At 42.4% G+C, this 19439-nt stretch carries 18 protein-coding genes; 15 read left to right on the top strand and 3 right to left on the bottom strand.

The features are described 5' to 3' along the window. Positions 1-19 precede the first annotated feature (19 nt). Complete coding sequence (locus tag ED557_06000) at positions 20-724, top strand: SDR family oxidoreductase (protein RNC84529.1); 705 nt, start codon at positions 20-22, stop codon at positions 722-724. A gap of 3 nt (positions 725-727) precedes the next feature. Here the strand turns inward: ED557_06000 and ED557_05995 are convergent, their stop codons facing one another. From ED557_05995 to ED557_05985, 3 genes are read right to left on the bottom strand one after another with little or no spacing between them, the layout of a single operon-like run. Continuing rightward, positions 728-2017 (bottom strand): hypothetical protein, encoded by a 1290-nt coding sequence (locus ED557_05995; GenBank protein ID RNC84528.1) that lies wholly within the window; start codon positions 2015-2017, stop codon positions 728-730. Between the two features lie 2 nt (positions 2018-2019). Then, positions 2020-2550: a hypothetical protein gene (locus ED557_05990; GenBank protein RNC84527.1), complete on the bottom strand. Its 531-nt coding sequence runs from the start codon at positions 2548-2550 to the stop codon at positions 2020-2022. Between the two features lie 6 nt (positions 2551-2556). Beyond that, positions 2557-2973 (bottom strand): hypothetical protein, encoded by a 417-nt coding sequence (locus ED557_05985; GenBank protein ID RNC84526.1) that lies wholly within the window; start codon positions 2971-2973, stop codon positions 2557-2559. Positions 2974-3333: 360 nt separating this feature from the next. Between ED557_05985 and mraZ the strand changes: the two genes are divergently transcribed. The 14 genes from mraZ to ED557_05915 all read left to right on the top strand — a co-directional run bounded on the left by mraZ (position 3334) and on the right by ED557_05915 (position 19339). Beyond that, positions 3334-3801, top strand: a complete 468-nt coding sequence (mraZ, locus tag ED557_05980; GenBank protein ID RNC84525.1) for a division/cell wall cluster transcriptional repressor MraZ — start codon at positions 3334-3336, stop codon at positions 3799-3801. Beyond that, positions 3791-4729 carry a 16S rRNA (cytosine(1402)-N(4))-methyltransferase RsmH gene (rsmH, locus tag ED557_05975; protein ID RNC84524.1) on the top strand — a complete coding sequence of 313 codons (939 nt, stop codon included), beginning with the start codon at positions 3791-3793 and terminating at the stop codon, positions 4727-4729. The genes mraZ and rsmH overlap by 11 nt, the downstream gene beginning before the upstream one ends. Continuing rightward, positions 4726-5145 carry a hypothetical protein gene (locus ED557_05970; GenBank protein RNC84523.1) on the top strand — a complete coding sequence of 140 codons (420 nt, stop codon included), beginning with the start codon at positions 4726-4728 and terminating at the stop codon, positions 5143-5145. Before rsmH ends, ED557_05970 begins: the two co-directional genes overlap by 4 nt. Further along, a complete protein-coding gene (locus ED557_05965) occupies positions 5142-7301 on the top strand; it encodes a PASTA domain-containing protein (GenBank protein ID RNC84522.1) in 2160 nt (719 codons plus the stop codon). Before ED557_05970 ends, ED557_05965 begins: the two co-directional genes overlap by 4 nt. A gap of 1 nt (position 7302) precedes the next feature. Continuing rightward, complete coding sequence (locus tag ED557_05960) at positions 7303-8766, top strand: UDP-N-acetylmuramoyl-L-alanyl-D-glutamate--2,6-diaminopimelate ligase (GenBank protein ID RNC84521.1); 1464 nt, start codon at positions 7303-7305, stop codon at positions 8764-8766. Next, positions 8766-9902, top strand: coding sequence for a phospho-N-acetylmuramoyl-pentapeptide-transferase (locus ED557_05955; protein ID RNC84520.1), 1137 nt, complete (start codon positions 8766-8768; stop codon positions 9900-9902). The genes ED557_05960 and ED557_05955 overlap by 1 nt, the downstream gene beginning before the upstream one ends. Further along, positions 9902-11254, top strand: coding sequence for a UDP-N-acetylmuramoyl-L-alanine--D-glutamate ligase (gene murD / locus ED557_05950; GenBank protein ID RNC84519.1), 1353 nt, complete (start codon positions 9902-9904; stop codon positions 11252-11254). Before ED557_05955 ends, murD begins: the two co-directional genes overlap by 1 nt. 107 nt (positions 11255-11361) lie before the next feature. Next, positions 11362-12552, top strand: coding sequence for a cell division protein FtsW (locus tag ED557_05945; GenBank protein ID RNC84518.1), 1191 nt, complete (start codon positions 11362-11364; stop codon positions 12550-12552). Further along, positions 12545-13654: an undecaprenyldiphospho-muramoylpentapeptide beta-N-acetylglucosaminyltransferase gene (gene murG, locus ED557_05940; GenBank protein ID RNC84517.1), complete on the top strand. Its 1110-nt coding sequence runs from the start codon at positions 12545-12547 to the stop codon at positions 13652-13654. Before ED557_05945 ends, murG begins: the two co-directional genes overlap by 8 nt. Further along, on the top strand, positions 13654-15081 hold the full coding sequence (locus ED557_05935; GenBank protein RNC84516.1) for a UDP-N-acetylmuramate--L-alanine ligase: 1428 nt from the start codon (positions 13654-13656) through the stop codon (positions 15079-15081). Before murG ends, ED557_05935 begins: the two co-directional genes overlap by 1 nt. A 21-nt stretch (positions 15082-15102) precedes the next feature. Beyond that, positions 15103-15828: a hypothetical protein gene (locus ED557_05930; GenBank protein RNC84803.1), complete on the top strand. Its 726-nt coding sequence runs from the start codon at positions 15103-15105 to the stop codon at positions 15826-15828. A gap of 26 nt (positions 15829-15854) precedes the next feature. Continuing rightward, complete coding sequence (ftsA, locus tag ED557_05925; GenBank protein RNC84515.1) at positions 15855-17114, top strand: cell division protein FtsA; 1260 nt, start codon at positions 15855-15857, stop codon at positions 17112-17114. Positions 17115-17151: 37 nt separating this feature from the next. Next, positions 17152-18468, top strand: a complete 1317-nt coding sequence (gene ftsZ / locus ED557_05920; protein ID RNC84514.1) for a cell division protein FtsZ — start codon at positions 17152-17154, stop codon at positions 18466-18468. 418 nt (positions 18469-18886) lie between these two features. Then, positions 18887-19339 carry a hypothetical protein gene (locus ED557_05915; protein ID RNC84513.1) on the top strand — a complete coding sequence of 151 codons (453 nt, stop codon included), beginning with the start codon at positions 18887-18889 and terminating at the stop codon, positions 19337-19339. The last annotated feature ends 100 nt before the right edge of the window (positions 19340-19439 follow it).

Below are 19439 nucleotides of genomic sequence, written 5' to 3'. Positions count from 1 at the left end.
AAAAACAATAAAAAGAATTATGTCATCACAACCTGTAGCTGTAGTAACCGGGGCCTACCGTGGTCTGGGACTTGAAACTGTTAATCAACTTGCCAACCTTGGATACTCCGTAGTACTGACAGGAAGGAATTCTGAAAAAGGAGAAGCGGCAGCTTCACAGTTCAGAACCCAGGGATATGATGTTCATTTTCGGCCTTTAGATGTGAACGACCTGGATAGCATTTCAAGTTTAAACCGATTTATTGCGGGCAAATATGGTAGACTTGATGTATTGGTTAACAACGCCGGTATCCATTATGATATGGCCAATAAAGCAACTAACCCAAACTGGGATATTGTGAACGAAGCCATCAATACTAATTTCATAGGAGCATGGAAAGTTGCCGTTGGCCTTCTTGACCTCATTCAAAAAAGTGAACATGGCCGAATTGTAAATGTAAGCAGTGGCGCCGGTTCCCTTCTGGATATGTCTCCTGGTACCCCCGCCTATTCCGCTAGCAAAGCAGCCATGAATGTTCTCACCAAACAACTAGCTGCAGAACTCAGAAGTAAAGGTATCTTAGTCAACTCCGTTTGCCCTGGTTGGGTCAGAACTGATATGGGTGGACAAGCCGCTCCCCGATCTGTTAAAGAAGGAGCTTCCGGAATTGTTTGGGCTGCAACTTTGAAAGATAATGACCCAACGGGTGGATTCTTCAGAGATGGAAAAGAGATTAACTGGTAGTTCTTAGTGCCAGGATAAAATCGCATAGCCACTAAATCCCCCACCATCTTCTACCTCAAGCTCTGGTAATTCGGAAGAAAGTTCACCGGAGAATTCAACCTCGCCTGATCCTGAAGAGGTAAATGTACTTGCCACGATAGCCCCTTTGATACTTCCCGAACCTGTTACCTCCACGTCAGCATTTGGAGCATAGAGGATTCTTGTATTTGCTACAGCTGCACCTGAAACCTTCACATTATTTCCGCCAGTTATTACATGACCCTGAATCCCTCCGGAACCACCTATTGTAATATCCGCCGTTTCTGCATAAATACTTCCGTTAAATGTTGTCGAGCCGGAAAAATTCAATGCATCTTCCCCTCCATAGTAAGTAAAAAGCCTGCTTTGATCTCCATTTTGATTCATCTTACTGCTTCCACTTACAATCAAATCATCCTCCACAATAAGTGTAAGATTTCCGGATCCAGTTATGTTTACGGTACCTTGAGTTAAATTAAAGTCCCCTACATACAGCACCCTGTCCTCAGAACCCGTGTTAATGTTTAAGATATAATCGCTCTTAACGGTAATTGAAGGTATATAAGCTCCATCGTAATCAGAGGGATTCAATGTTATATTTGTGAGCGGCCACGATGTAACAACCGAAGAAAGAGTGGTCGTTTTACTTGGATATTCAATAAAAGCAGGCAATTCATATTCCCCGGGAGAAGGCAAATTTCCAACTCCAAGACCTACATTTTTTCCCGATGCTTGAATAACAGTAGTTGACGGATCACCACCGGGGCCTATCAATAATGTACTATCGATTGAGGTTGACCACGCAAGGTTAACATCTCCATTCCCGACAGCATTAGTACCAGCATGCCCTTTTATTCTTGCACTTCCTGTTAGCGTGATATTATTCCCACTGAAAACAGCATATGGTAAGTTCGGCTGCCAAACAGGACTAGTTTTTTGAGAAAGCAACTTTAATTCCTGCTTGTAAGAAACATCACCAACTTTTCCCCAGCTCTCCACGAATACCGTGTCACCATTTTCTGTTATGGAATATTTATAACTACCTCCCATTTCTGCCCATTCTTGATAAGAACTTACATCTGTAACCTCAGCATCATCGTTTAACTGATTTGAAATGGCAAAAATTACAGCTTGCGAGATATTTTTTGCCTGGTTTGCATTATATGCTTCTACCGATTCCAACTGAGCTCTGTACAAATTCCTTCTGGTCATATCACCGAAAGTTGTTAAAGCCAGACTCATACCTAATACCAACCAAATTGCATAATTACCCATAATTAACTCCCATCAGTGTAAAAAATCCCGGACACATGTAAATTTTTGAGATAAATACTAAGCTCTGCTGAGGCTTTAAACTGTCTATCCGGATCTACTTGTTCAGAACTCGAGGTAATGGTCTCAACCACAACTTTTAGGAACGGAGCAGAAGTAGTTCCATGAACAGTTTCTTCAAACGTTATTGAATTAAGCCTAAGAAAATAATCTTGGGTAGTAATACTCCCACCATCAGGCGTTCTTTCAATTATTAAGTATTCATTTTGTTTATAAATCCGTACATCAGTTGAATCAGAAGTATCTGACGTCTTTTCAACAAACTCCAGTACCGACCCGTTAGCTGTTTTAATGCGCTGTAAATATTTTATCTCTTCTTGAATAAGCATTACTGCATTATTCGCATTTGACTGTATGTGGTAGGTTGATTGATTTTCTACCGAAGAGTTAACTAACAATACATTTGAGGAGACTACCATCATTATCAAAATGCCCAGTATTACAGGCGGTATTATTAATTCATAGCTTACATTCATAGTGTTCTAGTTAGAATTATATGGCACTATTGAAGCATATTGGGTTGCTAATTCACTGGCTGTACCATCTTCAATTCTATAAATCGTAATGGTTGCCACTCTTCCATGAGACCCAATTAAAATTTCTCTTTCCTCGGAAAGGCTAATTGTTGCAGCTAACGTATCCTGTGTAGTTGTGATGTAGTTTTTTCTAGTACTCTCAAAACGAATATCGTTTAGGTTACCATAATTCGTTTCCAATGAGTCGTAATTGAACGATTGAGAATACAATTCATCAGTTATCGAAATTCCGAAATTTATAGCATCTATTTCTTGTTGGCTATTAACCGTTTGATGGGCAGCATTTACATAACTACGAAGGATATTTACAGACAAAAACATAAATATCGTTACTGCTCCAAGTGATAAAAATGCTTGAGACATGTTAATAGATTAAAGTTCAGATTTTTTTACCAGCTTCATTGATCTGCTTTACTGCCTTAATGAAGGGCAAACATGCTGAACTGTTACTGTTTAATTATAACTGTCGACCATAAGTAGACCTTTTCTTCTAAAAAAAATGTTTTGCGCCTGATCTGTAGACGCTATTCAGAGCAAATTCCTATTTCCTCAGCTTCATCAAACAAAGTCTTTTTAAGAGCTCGGCGATAATTTATTGGGCATAAGTGGATTTTATTTGCACTATTGTGGCAAATTAGGGTACATTGTGGGGTGATGTGGGAGATAGTGGGGACTTTCTCTTCTCGGAACAACTTAGCAATCTAAATTCACTCAGAAATACCCGTGCATAGTTTTAAGGGCCAATACGAGCATAGTATAGACGAGAAAGGTCGTATTTCCTTACCAGCCAAAATGCGTAAGGTACTCTCTCCGTCCGCACAGGATCGATTTGTTATAGTTCGAGGATTAGAAGACTGTCTCTATTTATACCCCGAAAATGAATGGCAAAATGTAGAACAAGCTCTCCTTCAAGCCAATAATTTTACACGTTCCGGACGAATTGCTAAGCGAAACTTCCTCCGTTATGCTGAGGATGTAGCCCTGGATAAACAAAACCGGATTGCTATCCCCACGGACCATATGACTTATGCCGGTATCAGTTCTAAAGCCATTTTCCTGGGTATGGGTCAATATATAGAGGTTTGGTCTCCTGAAGCCCTTAAAGAGGCTGATGAAAACCTGGACGCCGATGCCTTTGAAGAAATTTTTGAACAAGTAATGGGAGGCGGTGCTCAAACCGATGCTAGTTAAGATGGCTACATATTATGAGCATATTCCCGTAATGCTCCAGGAGTGCATGGATGCCCTAATCACTGATAAGGATGCCATTTATGTGGATGGGACCCTTGGCGGAGGTGGGCATTCTCTGGAGATATTGAACAACCTTAGTGAACAAGGGGAACTTTTTTCCATCGATCAGGATGACGAAGCCATCGCCGCTGCAAGCGAAAGAATAGGCTCAGATAATCGATTTACCATTTTAAAAGGAAACTTTGGCTACCTGTCCACTCTTCTACCTCCCCAGATTCATGGGCAGGTAGCCGGAATCCTTTTAGATCTAGGCGTATCTACTCATCAAATTAAGGAAGGTGAACGGGGATTCAGCTTTCAGGAAAATGGTCCACTTGATATGAGAATGGGTAATCTGACTGGCTTTTCGGCTTACCAGGTGGTTAATAGCTATGAATATCAGCAGCTTCGTGATGTGATTTTTCATTATGGCGAGGAACATGCCAGCCGGCAAATTGCACGTGCTATTATAGATGCGCGACCAATTGAAACTACCGGAGAATTAAAAGCTGCTATTTCTGAGGTAGTAAAAGGAAAATTCCAGATTAAAACACTGGCCCGGGTATTCCAGGGAATTAGAATTGAAGTAAATCGAGAATTAGAAATGTTGAAGGATGTCCTGACTCAATCTCTCGAAATGCTGAAGCCAGGAGGAAGATTGGTGGTAATGAGCTACCATTCACTGGAAGACCGGATTGTAAAACGCTTTTTTAAAGCAGGTAATCTGGAAGGAAAGGTTGAAAAAGATTTTTACGGAAACGTACTCTCTCCTTTAAATCCTGTCAATCGGCAGGTCATCACCCCCACTGATGTTGAGATATCCTCAAATCCCGCGGCGCGAAGTGCTAAGCTTCGAATAGCCGAAAAAACCAAGGGAGGCGGCTCATGATGGTACAATCCCCGCTTAAGCGGCATGAAGTGAAGCCAAACCTCCGAAAAGTCCCTAAACCTGACATAGCACCCTCTCCCTCTCAAGCAAAAAAGCTTAAGAAACAAAAAGTCAGGAAAAAGACGCCTTCTGGTTCAGGTTCATTACCGAAACTCAAACCAGGAAATATTATCCTGATCACCCTTCTCTTAGGAGCCTTTGGTTTTATGTACCTGACCCATGTATTCGCCACCCAAAAACTTCTTCAGGAAGTACAGGAGCTCGAACGCGAATACAACAAAACCCGACAAATCCACGATGAGCTGAAATTACAGTACGATCGAATGATTGGTCCGGCTGAGATCTATGAAAAAGCCAAAGAACAAGGATTCGTAAATGGCGGCCCTGTTGATAAAGTCATCATTGTAAAAGAATGAACGATTACAGAACTGCCATATTAAACCGCTTATTCCTTGTACTTGGGTTGTTGTTCCTCATCCCATGTGCGCTTGCGTTTCAATTGGTTCGCATCAATTATGTAGAGGGCGAAGGGCTTAGAGATTTATGGAGCAAGCAAGCCATTGATTTCATTTCTATTCCTGCACAACGCGGAAATATTTATGATACCAATGGTACATTGTTAGCAACAAATGCCGTTGATTATCAAATTGCTCTTGATCCTAAAGTAAAAGGAATTACTCAGGATCAAATCTTCCAGCTCACCGAAACACTTGGATCACTAACTCAAAGACCAGAAAGCTATTTTGTAGAGAGGATTGAGCAAGCTCCTGCTCGATCAAGGTATATAGTGCTGGCAAAAAATTTATCCGGAATTGCTAAAGATGAGATTGAAGCACTTGGGATTGGCGGAGTAATTATAGAGGAAAACTTCCGGCGCAAATATACTTTTGGAACCTTAGCTGCACATTCGCTCGGCTTTGTAAACCATAATATGGATGGCAGAACCGGAATTGAAGCTTTCTATAACAAAGAGTTGGAAGGTGAAGATGGCGAGCGCCAGGTTCGTAAAGATCCGTTCAACCGGGTTTTCGAATATGTTGGCGCCCCAAGAAAACTTCCTAAGGACGGATATTCACTTCATACTACGATAGATGCCTATATCCAGGCAATTTTAGAGGATGAGCTAAAGGCTGGGGTGGAACGCAATAAAGCCAATTACGGAACAGGAATTATTCTGGATCCTACAACAGGGGCTATCAAAGCATTAGCTAATTATCCAACTTATGATCCCAACTTTCCTGGAAATGAAGACGATGTAAACAGACGGAATTTCGCCATTTCCGATATGATTGAGCCAGGTTCTACCTTCAAGCTGGTTACTGCTGTGGCCGCCGTAGAACAAGGAAAAGTTGATTTTGAGGAGATTTTTGAAACTCCCGAAAATGGAGAGGTTGTCATTCATGGGCTTACTCTAAGAGATCATGATCCTCTTGGAGATATCGATTTTGAAGAAGTGATTCGTCAGTCTTCCAATATCGCAACCGCAGAAATCGCCATGCGATTAAATAAGGACAAGTTCTACCAATATGCCCGGAATATGGGTTTTGGTACACCTAGCTATGTAGATATTGCCGGGGAAGAAAGCGGGAGAATGGCAAAGCCTTATGACTGGAGTTTAGTAAGTCTTCCCTGGATGTCTCATGGGTATGAATTACTAGCCACTCCGATGCAAGTAGTTCAGGCCTATGCTGCATTTGCTAACGATGGAGTAATGATGAGGCCTTATATCGTAGAGCGCATTGAAGACAGGAATGGGAATGTAATCAATGAGCATGAACCTGTTAAAATCCGGAAAATTGCTAAACAAAAAACCCTGGATTTACTACTCCCCATTTTTGAAAGTGTAGTTTCTGATTCCGGAACCGGAGAATATGCCCAGGTAGACGGGCTTCGCATAGCAGGGAAAACCGGTACAGCTAAAAAAGTGGTAGATGGTCGGTATACTAATAGATACCGTGGTTCTTTTGCGGGCTTTTTCCCTGTTGAAAATCCAAAATATGTATGTCTGATTTTATTAGATGAACCAAAGCCTGTTGGATATGGAGGCTATACGGCCGGACCAATCTTCCGGCAGGTTGCTTCAAGAATTGCCGGTTTAGATAGTGATTTACAATATAACAGTCCTGAGTTGCTTAGAAATGAGCTCATTGCAACTACACCCAACGTTCATGGTCTATCTAAAAACCAGGCAGTGCAATTGCTTGAAAGTATGAATGTTGAGTATAGCTTCGCAGGAAGTCATGGTTTCATTACTGATCAACAACCTGAAGCAGGAGCAGTTATCCCGGTAGGGACCAAACTTTCTCTTACTCTTTCGGAAACTTATACGAAGGTTGATAGTGCAAGCCTGAACAACGGCCTTGTTGAAATTCCCAACCTGAAAGGAATGAGTATGAGGAATGCTTCCAATTTACTCAGCTCATTGGGTTTAAAATCATCTATGGTTGGATCAGGGACAGTGTTCGCACAATTCCCAAGAGAAGGAGAGTTCATGCGCCCCGGAAGTGAGATTACCATCAGAGGTAAAGCAAAGTCGTTGGAATTAATCTCAAAAGCAGGGAGGGACGACTAAGTTGCAAATAAAAGAACTCATAGAATTAGTAAATCCATTGCATGTCTCCAGGACCAAGTCAACACAGAATCTACATGCCATTGAGCAAGATTCCCGAAAGGTTACTGAGGGTTCGGTATTTATTGCCGTTAGAGGACATGAAGTTGACGGGCACTTATTTTTAGAAGACGCCATTCAACGTGGAGCAAAGGTGTTGATTACCGAGGAAAGCTATTATACCGATGCAGAAGGTGTTTGCGTGATGGAAGTTGAAGACACAAGGGTAATTCTTGGAAAACTGGCTCAGGCTTTTACGGGAAATCCAGCTAAAGAACTTAGCATTATTGGTATAACCGGCACGAATGGAAAAACCACAACTGCCACACTTGTTCACCAAGTACTTTGTGCCTTGGGAGAAAAGGCTTCTTTATTAGGTACGGTTTACAAAAAGATTTTAGAAGAGGAGCTATCCAGTTCTCTTACCACTTCCGACCCCATTGAATTGGCTAACGATATGAAGATGATGGTGGATGCGAAGTCAAAATACCTGGTTATGGAAGTTTCCTCCCACGCACTGGTACAGGAACGTGTCTCCGGTTTTAATTTCGAGATCGCTGTATTCACCAACCTTAGTCATGACCATCTGGATTACCACATTACTATAGAGGAATATGCAAAGGCTAAAAAACTGCTTTTCGACAATCTGAGTTCAAGTGCCACCACAATTATTAATGAGGATGATGAATACGGTGAGTTCATGATCTCGAAATCCAGAGCTAAAAAGATCAAATTTGGCTTCAAGGGCAGTACTAATCATATTTTATCGAACACCCCTGATGGATTGACACTTCTTATTGATGGAGTAAATATCCAAAGCCCGTTGGTTGGCGAATTCAATGCCTATAATGTAGCTCAGGCTTTTCTTGCTTGTGTTTCGCTTGGTTTTAATGAAAAGGAAGTAGCCAAGGCACTTAAAAAAGCAACCGGAGCAGCCGGAAGAATGCAGGTAGTGAAATTAAAGCAAGGGAATACCCCACTTGTAATTGTGGATTATGCTCATACTCCAGATGCCTTAGAGAATGTTAGCTCCACCCTATCTGAAATCAAAGAGCCAACACAGAAATTAACCTTAATTTTTGGCGCTGGTGGCGACAGGGATAGATCAAAACGACCTGAAATGGCAAAAGCAGCAGAGAGATATGCCGATTCTATTTATGTGACAAGTGATAACCCCCGGTTCGAAGACCCTGAAGTAATTATTGAAGATATAATGCAAGGATTTGATCAGGCCGATAATGTAACTCGAATCACTGATCGTAAAGAAGCCATTGAACAAGCAATATCATCGGCTTCTATTGATGATATTATTCTTATTGCTGGCAAAGGGCATGAAGATTATCAGGATATCCAGGGAACCAAACACTCTTTTGATGACCGGATTATTGCCTGGGATGCACTACGGAATTATTTAAAGGAGGCGAGCTAATGTTATACGAACTATTCGCCTGGCTTGAAATTACCTATGAATTCCCTGGAGCGTCTGCCATGGAATTTATTTCCACCAGAACAGGCTTAGCTGCGGTGACTTCTCTGGTAATCAGCCTCATAATTGGCCGAAGAATTATCAAGTGGCTGAAGAAAATGCAGCTTGGAGAAGTGATCCGGGAAGATGTAGGTCTTGAGCACCATGCAAGTAAAAAAGGAACTCCGTCTATGGGAGGGGTTATCATTCTGCTGGCCACCCTAATTCCTACCCTGCTATTTATAAAGATGGATAGCATTTATGGATGGTTGATCTTCTTTGTGATGCTTTCTTTGGGAATCGTTGGGTTTATTGATGACTATATTAAAGTAGTTAAAAAGGACAAAAGCGGTTTAGCCGGACGGTTTAAAATAGCAGGACAGGTTACCGTCGGACTAGTACTTGGTTCTGTGCTTTATTTCCATCCCGATTTCGAGCTATTCAATACCCTTTCAACCGTCCCATTCGCTAAGGATTTAAATATTGATTATGCGTTCTTTGGAGAACAATGGGGTTGGGTAATTTACCTGCCTGTTTCTGTATTCATCATCACTGCGGTAAGTAATGCCACCAATTTAACAGATGGACTGGATGGGCTTGCATCAGGTACTTCCGCTATTTGCGGTTTCGTGTTTGCTATTTTCGCTTATGTATCTGGCCGAGTTGACTACTCAGGTTTCCTTGATATAATGTATCTGCCTGGCGCCGGAGAACTAACCATTTTCTGCGCTGCGTTAATTGGAGCCTGCATGGGCTTCCTGTGGTACAATACCAATCCAGCATCAGTTTTCATGGGCGATACTGGTTCTTTGGCTTTAGGCGGAGCTTTTGGAGCATTGGCTTTAATGCTTCATAAGGAACTTCTACTACCTTTCATCTGTGGTGTATTCTTTTTCGAGACTTTATCGGTAATTATCCAGACTACCTACTTCAAATACACCAAAAAGAAATATGGAGAAGGACGAAGGGTATTCCTTATGACCCCCATCCATCATCACTTCGAGAAGAAAGGGTGGTCGGAACAAAAAATTGTTGTGCGTTTTTGGATTGTGACCATCATGTTGGCGCTCATCAGCTTACTAACACTGAAATTCCGATAATGAATGTAGCAGGTAAACATATCATTGTAATCGGAGCAGCCAGAAGTGGTTTAGCTGTAGCTCTTCTATTAAAGAAGGAAGGGGCTGATGTCTTTGTTACCGATGCTGGTGCAATTTCTGAAGCCTCGAAAAAGAAATTAGATGCTAATGCCATCCCATTTGAGGAATCGGGACACACAGAATTAGCTGAACAAGGAGAATTTGCAGTAGTTAGCCCCGGAGTACCAACTGAAGCTCCTCTTGTTCAATTTTATTTGAATTCAGGTTTAGAGGTATTCTCCGAAATAGAGGCTGCCAGCTGGTTTACTAATGAAGATATCATAGCCATCACTGGTAGCAATGGGAAAACTACGGTAACCACATGGTTGGCTCACATTTGGGAAACTGCTGGTAAAGATTTCAGCATGGCAGGAAATATTGGACTCGCTTTCTCTGATAAAGTTGATACCACTAAAGGAACTCACATTTTAGAGGTAAGCAGTTTCCAGCTAGATCATATCCGGAGTTTCCATCCGGAAGTTAGTGTGCTATTAAATATTACCCCGGATCATCTAGACAGGTATGGAAACAACCTGGAAGCTTATGCAGCTTCAAAATTCAGAATCACAGAAAATCAGACTACAGACAACTGGTTCATCTTCAATTACGATGATCCAATTATAAAAGAGCACGTTGAGAGTCTTCAGAAAAAGGAAAGCTTCCCAAGACTCTGGGGCTTTTCAAATACCGAAGAAGTCCCTCAGGGTGCCTTCATAAGAAACGAACATATCATCTTCAGACTAAATAATAAGGAAGAAACCCTTATGCCAGTGTACGAAATCGGCCTTAAAGGTCAACATAACCTACAAAATGGATTGGCGGCAGCATTAGCTGCCCGGGCTGCGGAAATAAAGAATGAGGCTATCCGAGAAAGCCTCAAGACGTTTACCGGAGTGGAGCACCGACTTGAAGTCGTACGCGAAGTACAAGGAGTTAAGTACATCAACGATAGTAAAGCTACTAATGTAAATGCCGTTTGGTTTGCACTCGACAGCTATAACGTTCCTTTGACCTTAATTCTCGGCGGCAGGGACAAAGGAAACGACTACTCAGAGTTGATTGATCAGATTCGTGATAAGGTACATACCGTAATCGCAATTGGAGAGTCGAAAGGCCGTGTTAAAGAACAACTTGGCGCGATAGCCCCACAGTTTGAGATGGCGGAAACCATGCGTGATGCCGTTCGGCTTGCGAAGAAAGGAGCTAAACGAGGAGAAGTAGTTCTGCTAAGCCCAGCCTGCTCCTCCTTCGATATGTTTGACAGCTACGAACACCGCGGAAAAGTATTTAAGGAAGAAGTATACAAACTATGATTAAAGGCAAAGTAACAAAGTTGCAGAGTACCAGAGTTGTAAAGTGGCTGAGTAGCTACGCTATGCCACTTTGCAACTATGATACTTTGTTACTCTGACACTAATAAATGATTTATACCTCACCACATAGCAACTTTTCAAGCGTCCTGGGCACTACCCCTGAGGATATAGATACCCGGAAACAAGGGAGTGACCGGATTCTGCTTATGGCCATCATTATGCTCATGATGTTTGGTATGCTAGCGGTATATTCATCAATTGCTTTTTTTGCAGCATCAAACGAGACTTCAGCTTTTTCTTTGGTTACTCGGCATGTTGTGAAGATGGGGATTGCTTTCTTTGTGATGTTGATCGCATCTAAAATCAACTATCACACTTTAGCCAAGTTCAGTCGGTTAGGTATGGTTGTGAGCCTCCTTCTCTTAGTGGCTGTACTCATTTTTGGAACGGAACAATTCGGAGCCAAGAGATGGCTTAATCTTGGTGGTTTTAGTTTCCAGCCCTCTACCATTGCTAGTGTGGCACTCATCTTACATGTAAGCGTACTGTTAAGTGAAAAGCAGGATTACGTAAAGGATTTCAAAAAGTCGTTCGTCCCGATTATGGTGTGGGTAACGGTTACTTGTGGACTTATTGGGGTAGAGGATTTTAGTAGTGCAGGCATTTTAATGGGAATCTGCCTGATTATGATGTTTATCGGACGGGTAAGTGTGCTCCAACTTGGAACCATGATAGCTATTGCAGCATTAGGTGGTATGTTGTTACTGAGTCAGTCGGAAAACCGTCAAAACCGGATTGATCAATACCTGCAGCAGATAAAACACATCGAGACCCAGGAGTTTCTAACAGGTAGTGGTTACCAGGCTCAGCAAGCTCATATTGCCATTGCCAAAGGCGAACTAATGGGAGTTGGCATTGGCAAGAGTGCACAACGAGACTTCCTCCCTGCTCCTTATAACGACTTCATTTTCGCAATTATAGCGGAAGAATATGGAATCATGGGCGCCATGGCACTCATTGTTCTATTTAGTCTGATTTTGATTCGAGGTGTCGTTTTCATTGCAAGGAAAGCCGAGGATACACTTGGATCCTTACTAGCTGTAGGATGTACCCTCACTATTGTACTATATGGTTTTGTGAATGCAAGTGTAGCAAGTGGATTACTTCCTGTTACCGGCTTGCCTATGCCATTTGTGAGTTATGGTGGTACAAGCATGATGTTTGCTGGGTTAATGGTGGGCATTCTGCTCAATATTTCTAAACATAACCGAGATCAGGGGGCCTTCTATTATGGCTAATCCCAAAGTCTTAATCGCAGCAGGCGGTACCGGAGGTCATGTATATCCAGCTATTGCTATCGCTGATGCCCTGAAATCGGAGAATGCATCTACCGAAGTGCTTTTTGTAGGTACCCGAAATCACATGGAATGGAAAGCGGTACCTAAAGCCGGCTATGAAATTGTGAATGTTTGGATTAGTGGATTCCATCGAAGACTAACTCTTAAGAATCTGCTTTTCCCCGTTAAACTAATTACTGCGCTTACTCAGAGCGTATCTATCCTGGCTAGATTTAAACCTCAGGTAGTGATTTCATGTGGAGGTTATGTTGCTGGGCCAGTTGGTTGGGTAGCAGGAAAACAAGGCATTCCGGTGGTTGTTCAGGAGCAGAATAGCTTCCCTGGAGTCACTAACAGGTTACTGGCTAAATTTGCTTCAAAGATATTTACCGCTTTTAAGGAGGCTGACCAATTTCTTCCCGAAGAGAAAACGGAAGTGGTCGGCAATCCAACTCGAAATACATTAACTGCTGTTGAGAAGGAAGTAGGACTGACTGCTTTTGATTTCGATAGTTCTAAACCAGTGCTGTTAATTATGGGCGGAAGCGGAGGAGCCCGAACCATTAACCAGGCCATGAAACAAAACCTGGAGCACCTTCACCATAAAGCCGGGCTTCAGATTATCTGGCAGTGTGGTTCAAGATATTTTGATGCTCTCTCCGAAGAAATTGATCTCGAAAGCTATCCAAATCTCAGGCTCACTGCATTTATTGACAATATGCCTGAGGCTTATGCCGCTTCTGATTTGGTAATCAGCAGAGCTGGTGCCAGTTCTTGCTCTGAATTTATGCTTACTGGAATGCCAAGTGTGCTTATCCCTTCACCTAATGTGGCAGGGGATCATCAAACAGAAAATGCCAAAGCAATGCGTGATGCAGGAGCTTCGGAATTAATCAAAGACAATGAGGCGGTTGATGCACTTCCCGGGCTTGTTGAACGATTGATTTCGGACCAGGAAGCACTAAAGAAAATGAACCTAGCTGCACTAAAACTGGCCAAGCCAGATGCTGCCAAACAGATCGCCAAAGAAATTTTAACCCTTGCAAGTTCCCGATTGAATTGATGGATAAACGAATCGAAACACAACCCGTTTTTGGTAGAACCAAACATATACACATGGTGGGTATTGGTGGTATTGGTATGAGCGGTATGGCAGAGATATTGATCCATCGGGGATATAAAATCTCTGGTTCAGATGGAATGCTTAGCGAGACTACTAAGCGTCTTGAAGAACTTGGAGCTACTATTTTTGAAGGGCACCATGCAGAAAATATCGAAGGTGCTGATGTGGTTGTTTATACCAGTGCAGTCAAGGCCACCGAAAATGAAGAGACTAAAGCTGCTCTCGAAAAACGCATACCTACGATTAAGCGTGCCGAAATGCTGGCCGAGCTCATGAAAATGAAGTACGGCATTGGTGTAGCAGGTACTCATGGAAAGACCACCACCACCACTATGGTTGGGTTGGTTACTCGTGAAGGTAATTACGACCCTACTATTATTGTAGGAGGTAAGGTGCACAGTTTTGACAAAACCAATGCAGTTGTTGGGAAGGGAGATGTAATCGTAGTTGAAGCGGATGAATTTGATCGAACCTTCCTTCGTCTTACTCCATCCATCGCTATCATTACCAACATAGAAGCGGAACATCTCGACATTTATAATGACCTTGAAGATGTAAAACAGGCGTTCGTGGATTACGCGAATAAAGTTCCTTTTTACGGGTCGGTAATTGTGTGCCTCGACGACCCAAATGTGCGGAGTATACTACCTCTGCTTGAACGTAGAATCGTTTCTTATGGGGTAACTCCTCAGGCACAACTTAGAGCTACTGATATCCGGCTTTCTGAGTTCACTGCAACCTTTACCGTTGTTTATAACGATGAAAAGCTTGGAGTGGTCACACTAAAAGCCCCAGGTGAGCATAATGTGAAAAATGCATTGGCTTCCATCGCCACCGGCTTGGAACTAGGAATAGATTTCAAGCTCATCAAGGCTGGTATTGAAAGCTTCCAAGGTGTATACCGCCGCTTCCAGCTGAAGTATAACAACGGAATTATGATAATTGATGACTATGCGCATCACCCAACCGAAGTGCAGGCAACACTTAACGCTGCTCGCAAGGGTTGGCCCGACCGTAGAATTGTAGCGGTATTCCAACCCCACTTGTATTCCAGAACCCAGGAGCTTTATAAAGAATTTGGCCTCTCCTTTTTTGATGCTGAAATGCTGGTAGTGACTGATGTATATCCTTCTCGTGAAAAGCCCATTGAAGGGGTATCGGGAGAACTAATTGCTGGAACGGCTGAGCAGTACGGTCACAAGAATGTGCTATATGTAGAGGATAAGAACAAAGTGTCGAATACACTGAAAGAAGTAATTCAACCCGGAGATATCATCATCACAATGGGAGCGGGAGATATTTACCGTTCTGGTGAAGACTTCGTCCAGGAAATCGAATCAGGAAATTTTAAGGTAGAATCCAATTAATTGAGTGACAATAACTCACATATCGAGACTAAGAAAAGCAATCTCCTGCCCTGGATGACCGCTATTCTTTTGATTATAGGCATCTCTGTAATTGCGGCAATGTACTGGATGAAGAATATTTCGGTTACCGGAGTGGAGGTATCCCAAACTTATTTCACGCTCCCTGAAGAAATCATCCAGGCAGCTGATGTACCTATAGGCATTAAACCGGATAGCCTTGATTTGAATCAACTCATATCCAGAGTAGAGTTATTGGATTATGTACACTCTGCTTCCCCTTATATCGAACCTAATGGAGATTTGCTTCTCTCAATCATCGAACGTTCTCCTTTGGCGTTACTTGTGGATGGAAAAGAACGTATTTATGTGGACGCTTACGGGGTTAAACTACCTATTCTGGAAGGTAAAACTCTCGACTTGCCCCTTGTATATGGATTTGATGCTTCTTCTAGCTCCGACACGCTGGAGTCGATGGAATTTGAACAGATTAGAAACTTCCTGCTTGAAGCACGAGCAAATGAATTTGGATGGGTAACCATCAGTGAAGTGGTTTACAGTGCAGACCAAGGAGTGATTGCACTAAGCCACGAAAATGGAGTCAAGCTAGTTTTCGGGGACAATGATTTCGAAACGAAGCTTAGAAACTGGAAAGCCTTTTATGTGGAGGTTGTCCGAACAAAAGGTATTCAACATATACAACAGGTTGACCTGAGGTTTAAAAACCAGGTGGTTACCCAAGAAACGTAGCAATCAAAAAAACAGCGGATTAAGAAATGTCAGAACAAGAAAACATCATGGTAGGTCTCGATATCGGGACGACAAAAATCTGTGCTATTGTTGCATCTATCGATGACCAGGAGCGCATCAATATCCTAGGTGTAGGGAAAGCTCCAAGTGAGGGCCTGAACCGGGGTGTGGTTGTAAACATCGATAAAACTGTTACAGCTATAAAAGATGCGATAGCCCAGGCTGAGCTTGCTTCCGGTATCCAGGTTAATTCTGTGAATGTGGGGATCGCTGGAGATCATATTCGCAGCATGAGAAGCAAAGGAGTAATTACTATTAACAACAAAGACAACGAAATTACCGGGCAGGATGTGGAGCGTCTTCTTGAAGATTGTCAGCGCATCATGCTACCAACTGATCAGCAAATTCTGCATGTAATCCCGCAAGAGTTTGTAGTGGATGGTCAGGATGGGATTAATGATCCTGTTGGTATGAGCGGAATGCGGATGGAAGCAGAAGTGCATATCATCACTGGTTTAGTTTCTGCCGCCAAAAATATTTACCGATGTGTTGAACGCGCCGGATACCAGGTTGCTGATATCATTCTTGAGCCACTTGCTTCTTCTTATGCGGTACTAGACCAGGAAGAAAAAGAAGCCGGGGTAGTACTTGTGGATATCGGAGGTGGAACTACAGATGTAGCCATCTTCCAGGATAATACCATCCGACATACTGCAGTAATAGCTATTGCCGGTCAAAAAGTAACAGATGATATCCGCCTTGGCTTGAGTGTATTGGATGACCAGGCAGAAACACTGAAACGAAACCATGGCGAAAGCTATGCCGACCTTATCCAGGCTGATGAAGTAATTACAGTACCTGGTATCGCAGGTCGTCCTCCAAAGGAAATTACAAAGAGTATTCTCGCTAAAATCATCCAGGCAAGGATGGAAGAGATACTTGAAATCGTAAGTATCGAAATCAAACGAAGTGGGTATTCTGAATCACTTAGCGCCGGAGCTGTAATCACTGGTGGTGGTTCATTAATCAAGAATATCACTGCACTTGGTTCAGAGATTTTAGGAATGGATGCCAAAGTAGGCATTCCATTAGGCATTACCGGTGGGTTAATACAAGAAGTAAACAGTCCCATTTACGCTACTGGCGTTGGGCTGGTTATACATGCCCTTAAAACCGGTAACAATACCAGTAAAACCATGATCCAGTCCTCGGGTAAAGCTACGAGTGTGGAACAAGTTATGGCAAAGATTGCAGATCGCATGAAAAGCTGGTTCAAAGAACTTTAACAATCATCTACAACAGAATAATCCAGTAAATAAAAACATAAAAGGAGTTATCATGGCTACTTTCTTTTTTGACGAGCAAAGCCAGGAAAACGCTAAGATTAAAGTCATCGGCGTTGGTGGCGGTGGCGGTAACGCCATTAATAATATGATTAACATGGGCCTCGACAGCGTTGAGTATATCGCGCTGAACACAGATGCCCAGGCACTAAAAAACAGCATGGCTGACCTTAAAATCCAGGTCGGTTCTGCCCTAACAAGCGGACTTGGCGCAGGGGCTCGCCCTGAAATCGGCCGCGAAGCTGTAGAAGAAAACCGGCATGAAATCGAGGAGTCGATTGAAAGTGCGGATATGGTTTTCGTAACTGCAGGGATGGGTGGTGGAACCGGAACCGGAGGTGCACCTGTAGTTGCGGGTATGGCCAAACGAAAAGGTATCCTTACGGTAGGAATTATTACTACCCCTTTCGAATGCGAAGGTAAGATCCGTAAGAAATATGCCCTTGAAGGTATCAACGAGCTAAAGAAAAACTGTGATACAGTTATAGTTATTCCAAACGAGCGGTTATTAGATATTGCTGACGAAAATACTTCGTTAATGGAGGCTTTCGCCCTAGCAAACGAAGTACTGTATAGTGCAACTCGTGGGATCAGTGACCTCATCCTTATGCCAGGTCTTATCAACCTTGATTTTGCTGATGTGCGCACTACAATGACTGATGGTGGTGCTGCAATCATGGGTTCATCAATGGCTTCAGGCTCAGATAGAGCCGAAATAGCTGCCCGTGAAGCAATAAATTCTCCGCTTCTTGATGGAGTAAGCATTCGTGGAGCCAGAAATGTACTGGTTAATATCTCAGCAGGATCTAATCTTGGTATGAGAGAAACCACTACTGCTACCAGCATTATTCAGCAAGAGGCAGGAGATAATGCAGAAATCATCTTAGGTACTGTACTTGATGAGGATTTCGGTGATGAAATAAGAGTTACAGTAATTGCTACTGGTTTTGATTTAGCGGAAGACCGAACAGCCGCTAAAGTTGCTCCTAAACAACCTATGGGAGTTGCTGCTGAGAATGCAATCAAAAATCAGGCTCAACCTAAAAAAGAAATCGCTACCCGGTTCACACGAACTACCGGTGATTTCTACAAAGGTGAAGGAAATCTAAAACGCTTAGATACCCCTTCTTACTTACGTCGTGACCTCAACGTGAGAAAAGAAGAGGAAGCTACAACTACCCAGGAAGAGACTTCTTCTGAGGAGCAGAATAACGTAGCTCCGTTCCAAAGCCGAGCGGAGCGTATTCGGAAAGACGATTCTGATCAGCCCGCATTTTTGCGAAAGATCATGGATTAATTCTCCAAGAAAACCCGGCTTTTCCCCAGGGTGCCATGGGAATGGTATCTCTAAGCCGGAACCGTTTACTGGATAAATATAGCCGTAATCCCGACTAAGTCGGGATGGCCTACAGACGGCAGGCTATAGATTGCTAACAATAAAAGAAGCCCTTTGAACGGGGCTTCTTTTTTTATGCTCCTATTAAGAGTCGTTCTGAGGCTACCGCCGAAGAATCTAATTGATTAAGAGTATCCCGGTGAAGTACGTCGGGATTTATGTTTTCCTGCATAAAATAATTTTGACCCTTTTCACAATTCTTAAATAGGGGGTAGTAATCCGTCTAGATTCTTCGCAAGTATGCTCAGAATGACCCTAAAAACAGGATTGAAATTGAGACAGAAAATGGAGTTTTTAATTTGAAATAAAATAACGAGTTGTGAAAGAATTTAATCTTCAGGTAGATACCTCCACTTCTTATATGAAAGTATTTCGTGCTATTGGCATAATAGGAGTGATCCTTTTCGCGACATCTTTCGTCCTTGAATGGACTAAAGGTGAAGACATTGACTGGATAAATACTGTAACAGGAATCATTTATTCATCCATTTTCTTGTTTTTCCCTGAAATATTGAGAAAGCAGTCTCTCACCTTTAATGAGGAAGGAATCTTGAGACATAACTACAATACTTATTGGGGAGAAAAAAACGAATTCGAGTGGGATAACATCTCAGAACTTACCCTTCGAAAGAATAAGATTGTTATCAAAAATAAGGTTGGGTCTTCAGAAAGAATTAAACTTCCTGTGTATACTAATGAACAGCTTTCAGAACTAAAAACATACCTTAAAGAGATGGCCGAAGTAAAAGAGTTCGAGCTTAAAGAGAAATAGTCAATTAAGAATGGTTCAATTAAGAATTAGGAATAGGTGTCCCAAGCCACAGCTTGAAAACAAGTTTTAAACGATCAAGAATCTCGGGCAGTTTTAGTAT

Origin of the sequence: Balneola sp., assembly GCA_003712055.1 — a bacterium.
Taxonomy (GTDB): domain Bacteria; phylum Bacteroidota; class Rhodothermia; order Balneolales; family Balneolaceae; genus RHLJ01.
Note: the sequence above shows the minus strand (reverse complement) of the source record. Positions and strands in the feature narration are given on the sequence as shown.

Coding starts and splice junctions, on each gene's coding strand:
- ED557_05985 (RNC84526.1), bottom strand. CDS start 2,973: ATGTCTCAAGCATTTTTATCACTTGGAGCAGTAACGATATTTATGTTT.
- murG (RNC84517.1), top strand. CDS start 12,545: ATGGCTAATCCCAAAGTCTTAATCGCAGCAGGCGGTACCGGAGGTCAT.
- rsmH (RNC84524.1), top strand. CDS start 3,791: ATGCTAGTTAAGATGGCTACATATTATGAGCATATTCCCGTAATGCTC.
- ED557_05995 (RNC84528.1), bottom strand. CDS start 2,017: ATGGGTAATTATGCAATTTGGTTGGTATTAGGTATGAGTCTGGCTTTA.
- ED557_05935 (RNC84516.1), top strand. CDS start 13,654: ATGGATAAACGAATCGAAACACAACCCGTTTTTGGTAGAACCAAACAT.
- ED557_06000 (RNC84529.1), top strand. CDS start 20: ATGTCATCACAACCTGTAGCTGTAGTAACCGGGGCCTACCGTGGTCTG.
- ED557_05945 (RNC84518.1), top strand. CDS start 11,362: ATGATTTATACCTCACCACATAGCAACTTTTCAAGCGTCCTGGGCACT.
- ED557_05990 (RNC84527.1), bottom strand. CDS start 2,550: ATGAATGTAAGCTATGAATTAATAATACCGCCTGTAATACTGGGCATT.
- ED557_05955 (RNC84520.1), top strand. CDS start 8,766: ATGTTATACGAACTATTCGCCTGGCTTGAAATTACCTATGAATTCCCT.
- murD (RNC84519.1), top strand. CDS start 9,902: ATGAATGTAGCAGGTAAACATATCATTGTAATCGGAGCAGCCAGAAGT.
- ED557_05965 (RNC84522.1), top strand. CDS start 5,142: ATGAACGATTACAGAACTGCCATATTAAACCGCTTATTCCTTGTACTT.
- ftsA (RNC84515.1), top strand. CDS start 15,855: ATGTCAGAACAAGAAAACATCATGGTAGGTCTCGATATCGGGACGACA.
- ED557_05970 (RNC84523.1), top strand. CDS start 4,726: ATGATGGTACAATCCCCGCTTAAGCGGCATGAAGTGAAGCCAAACCTC.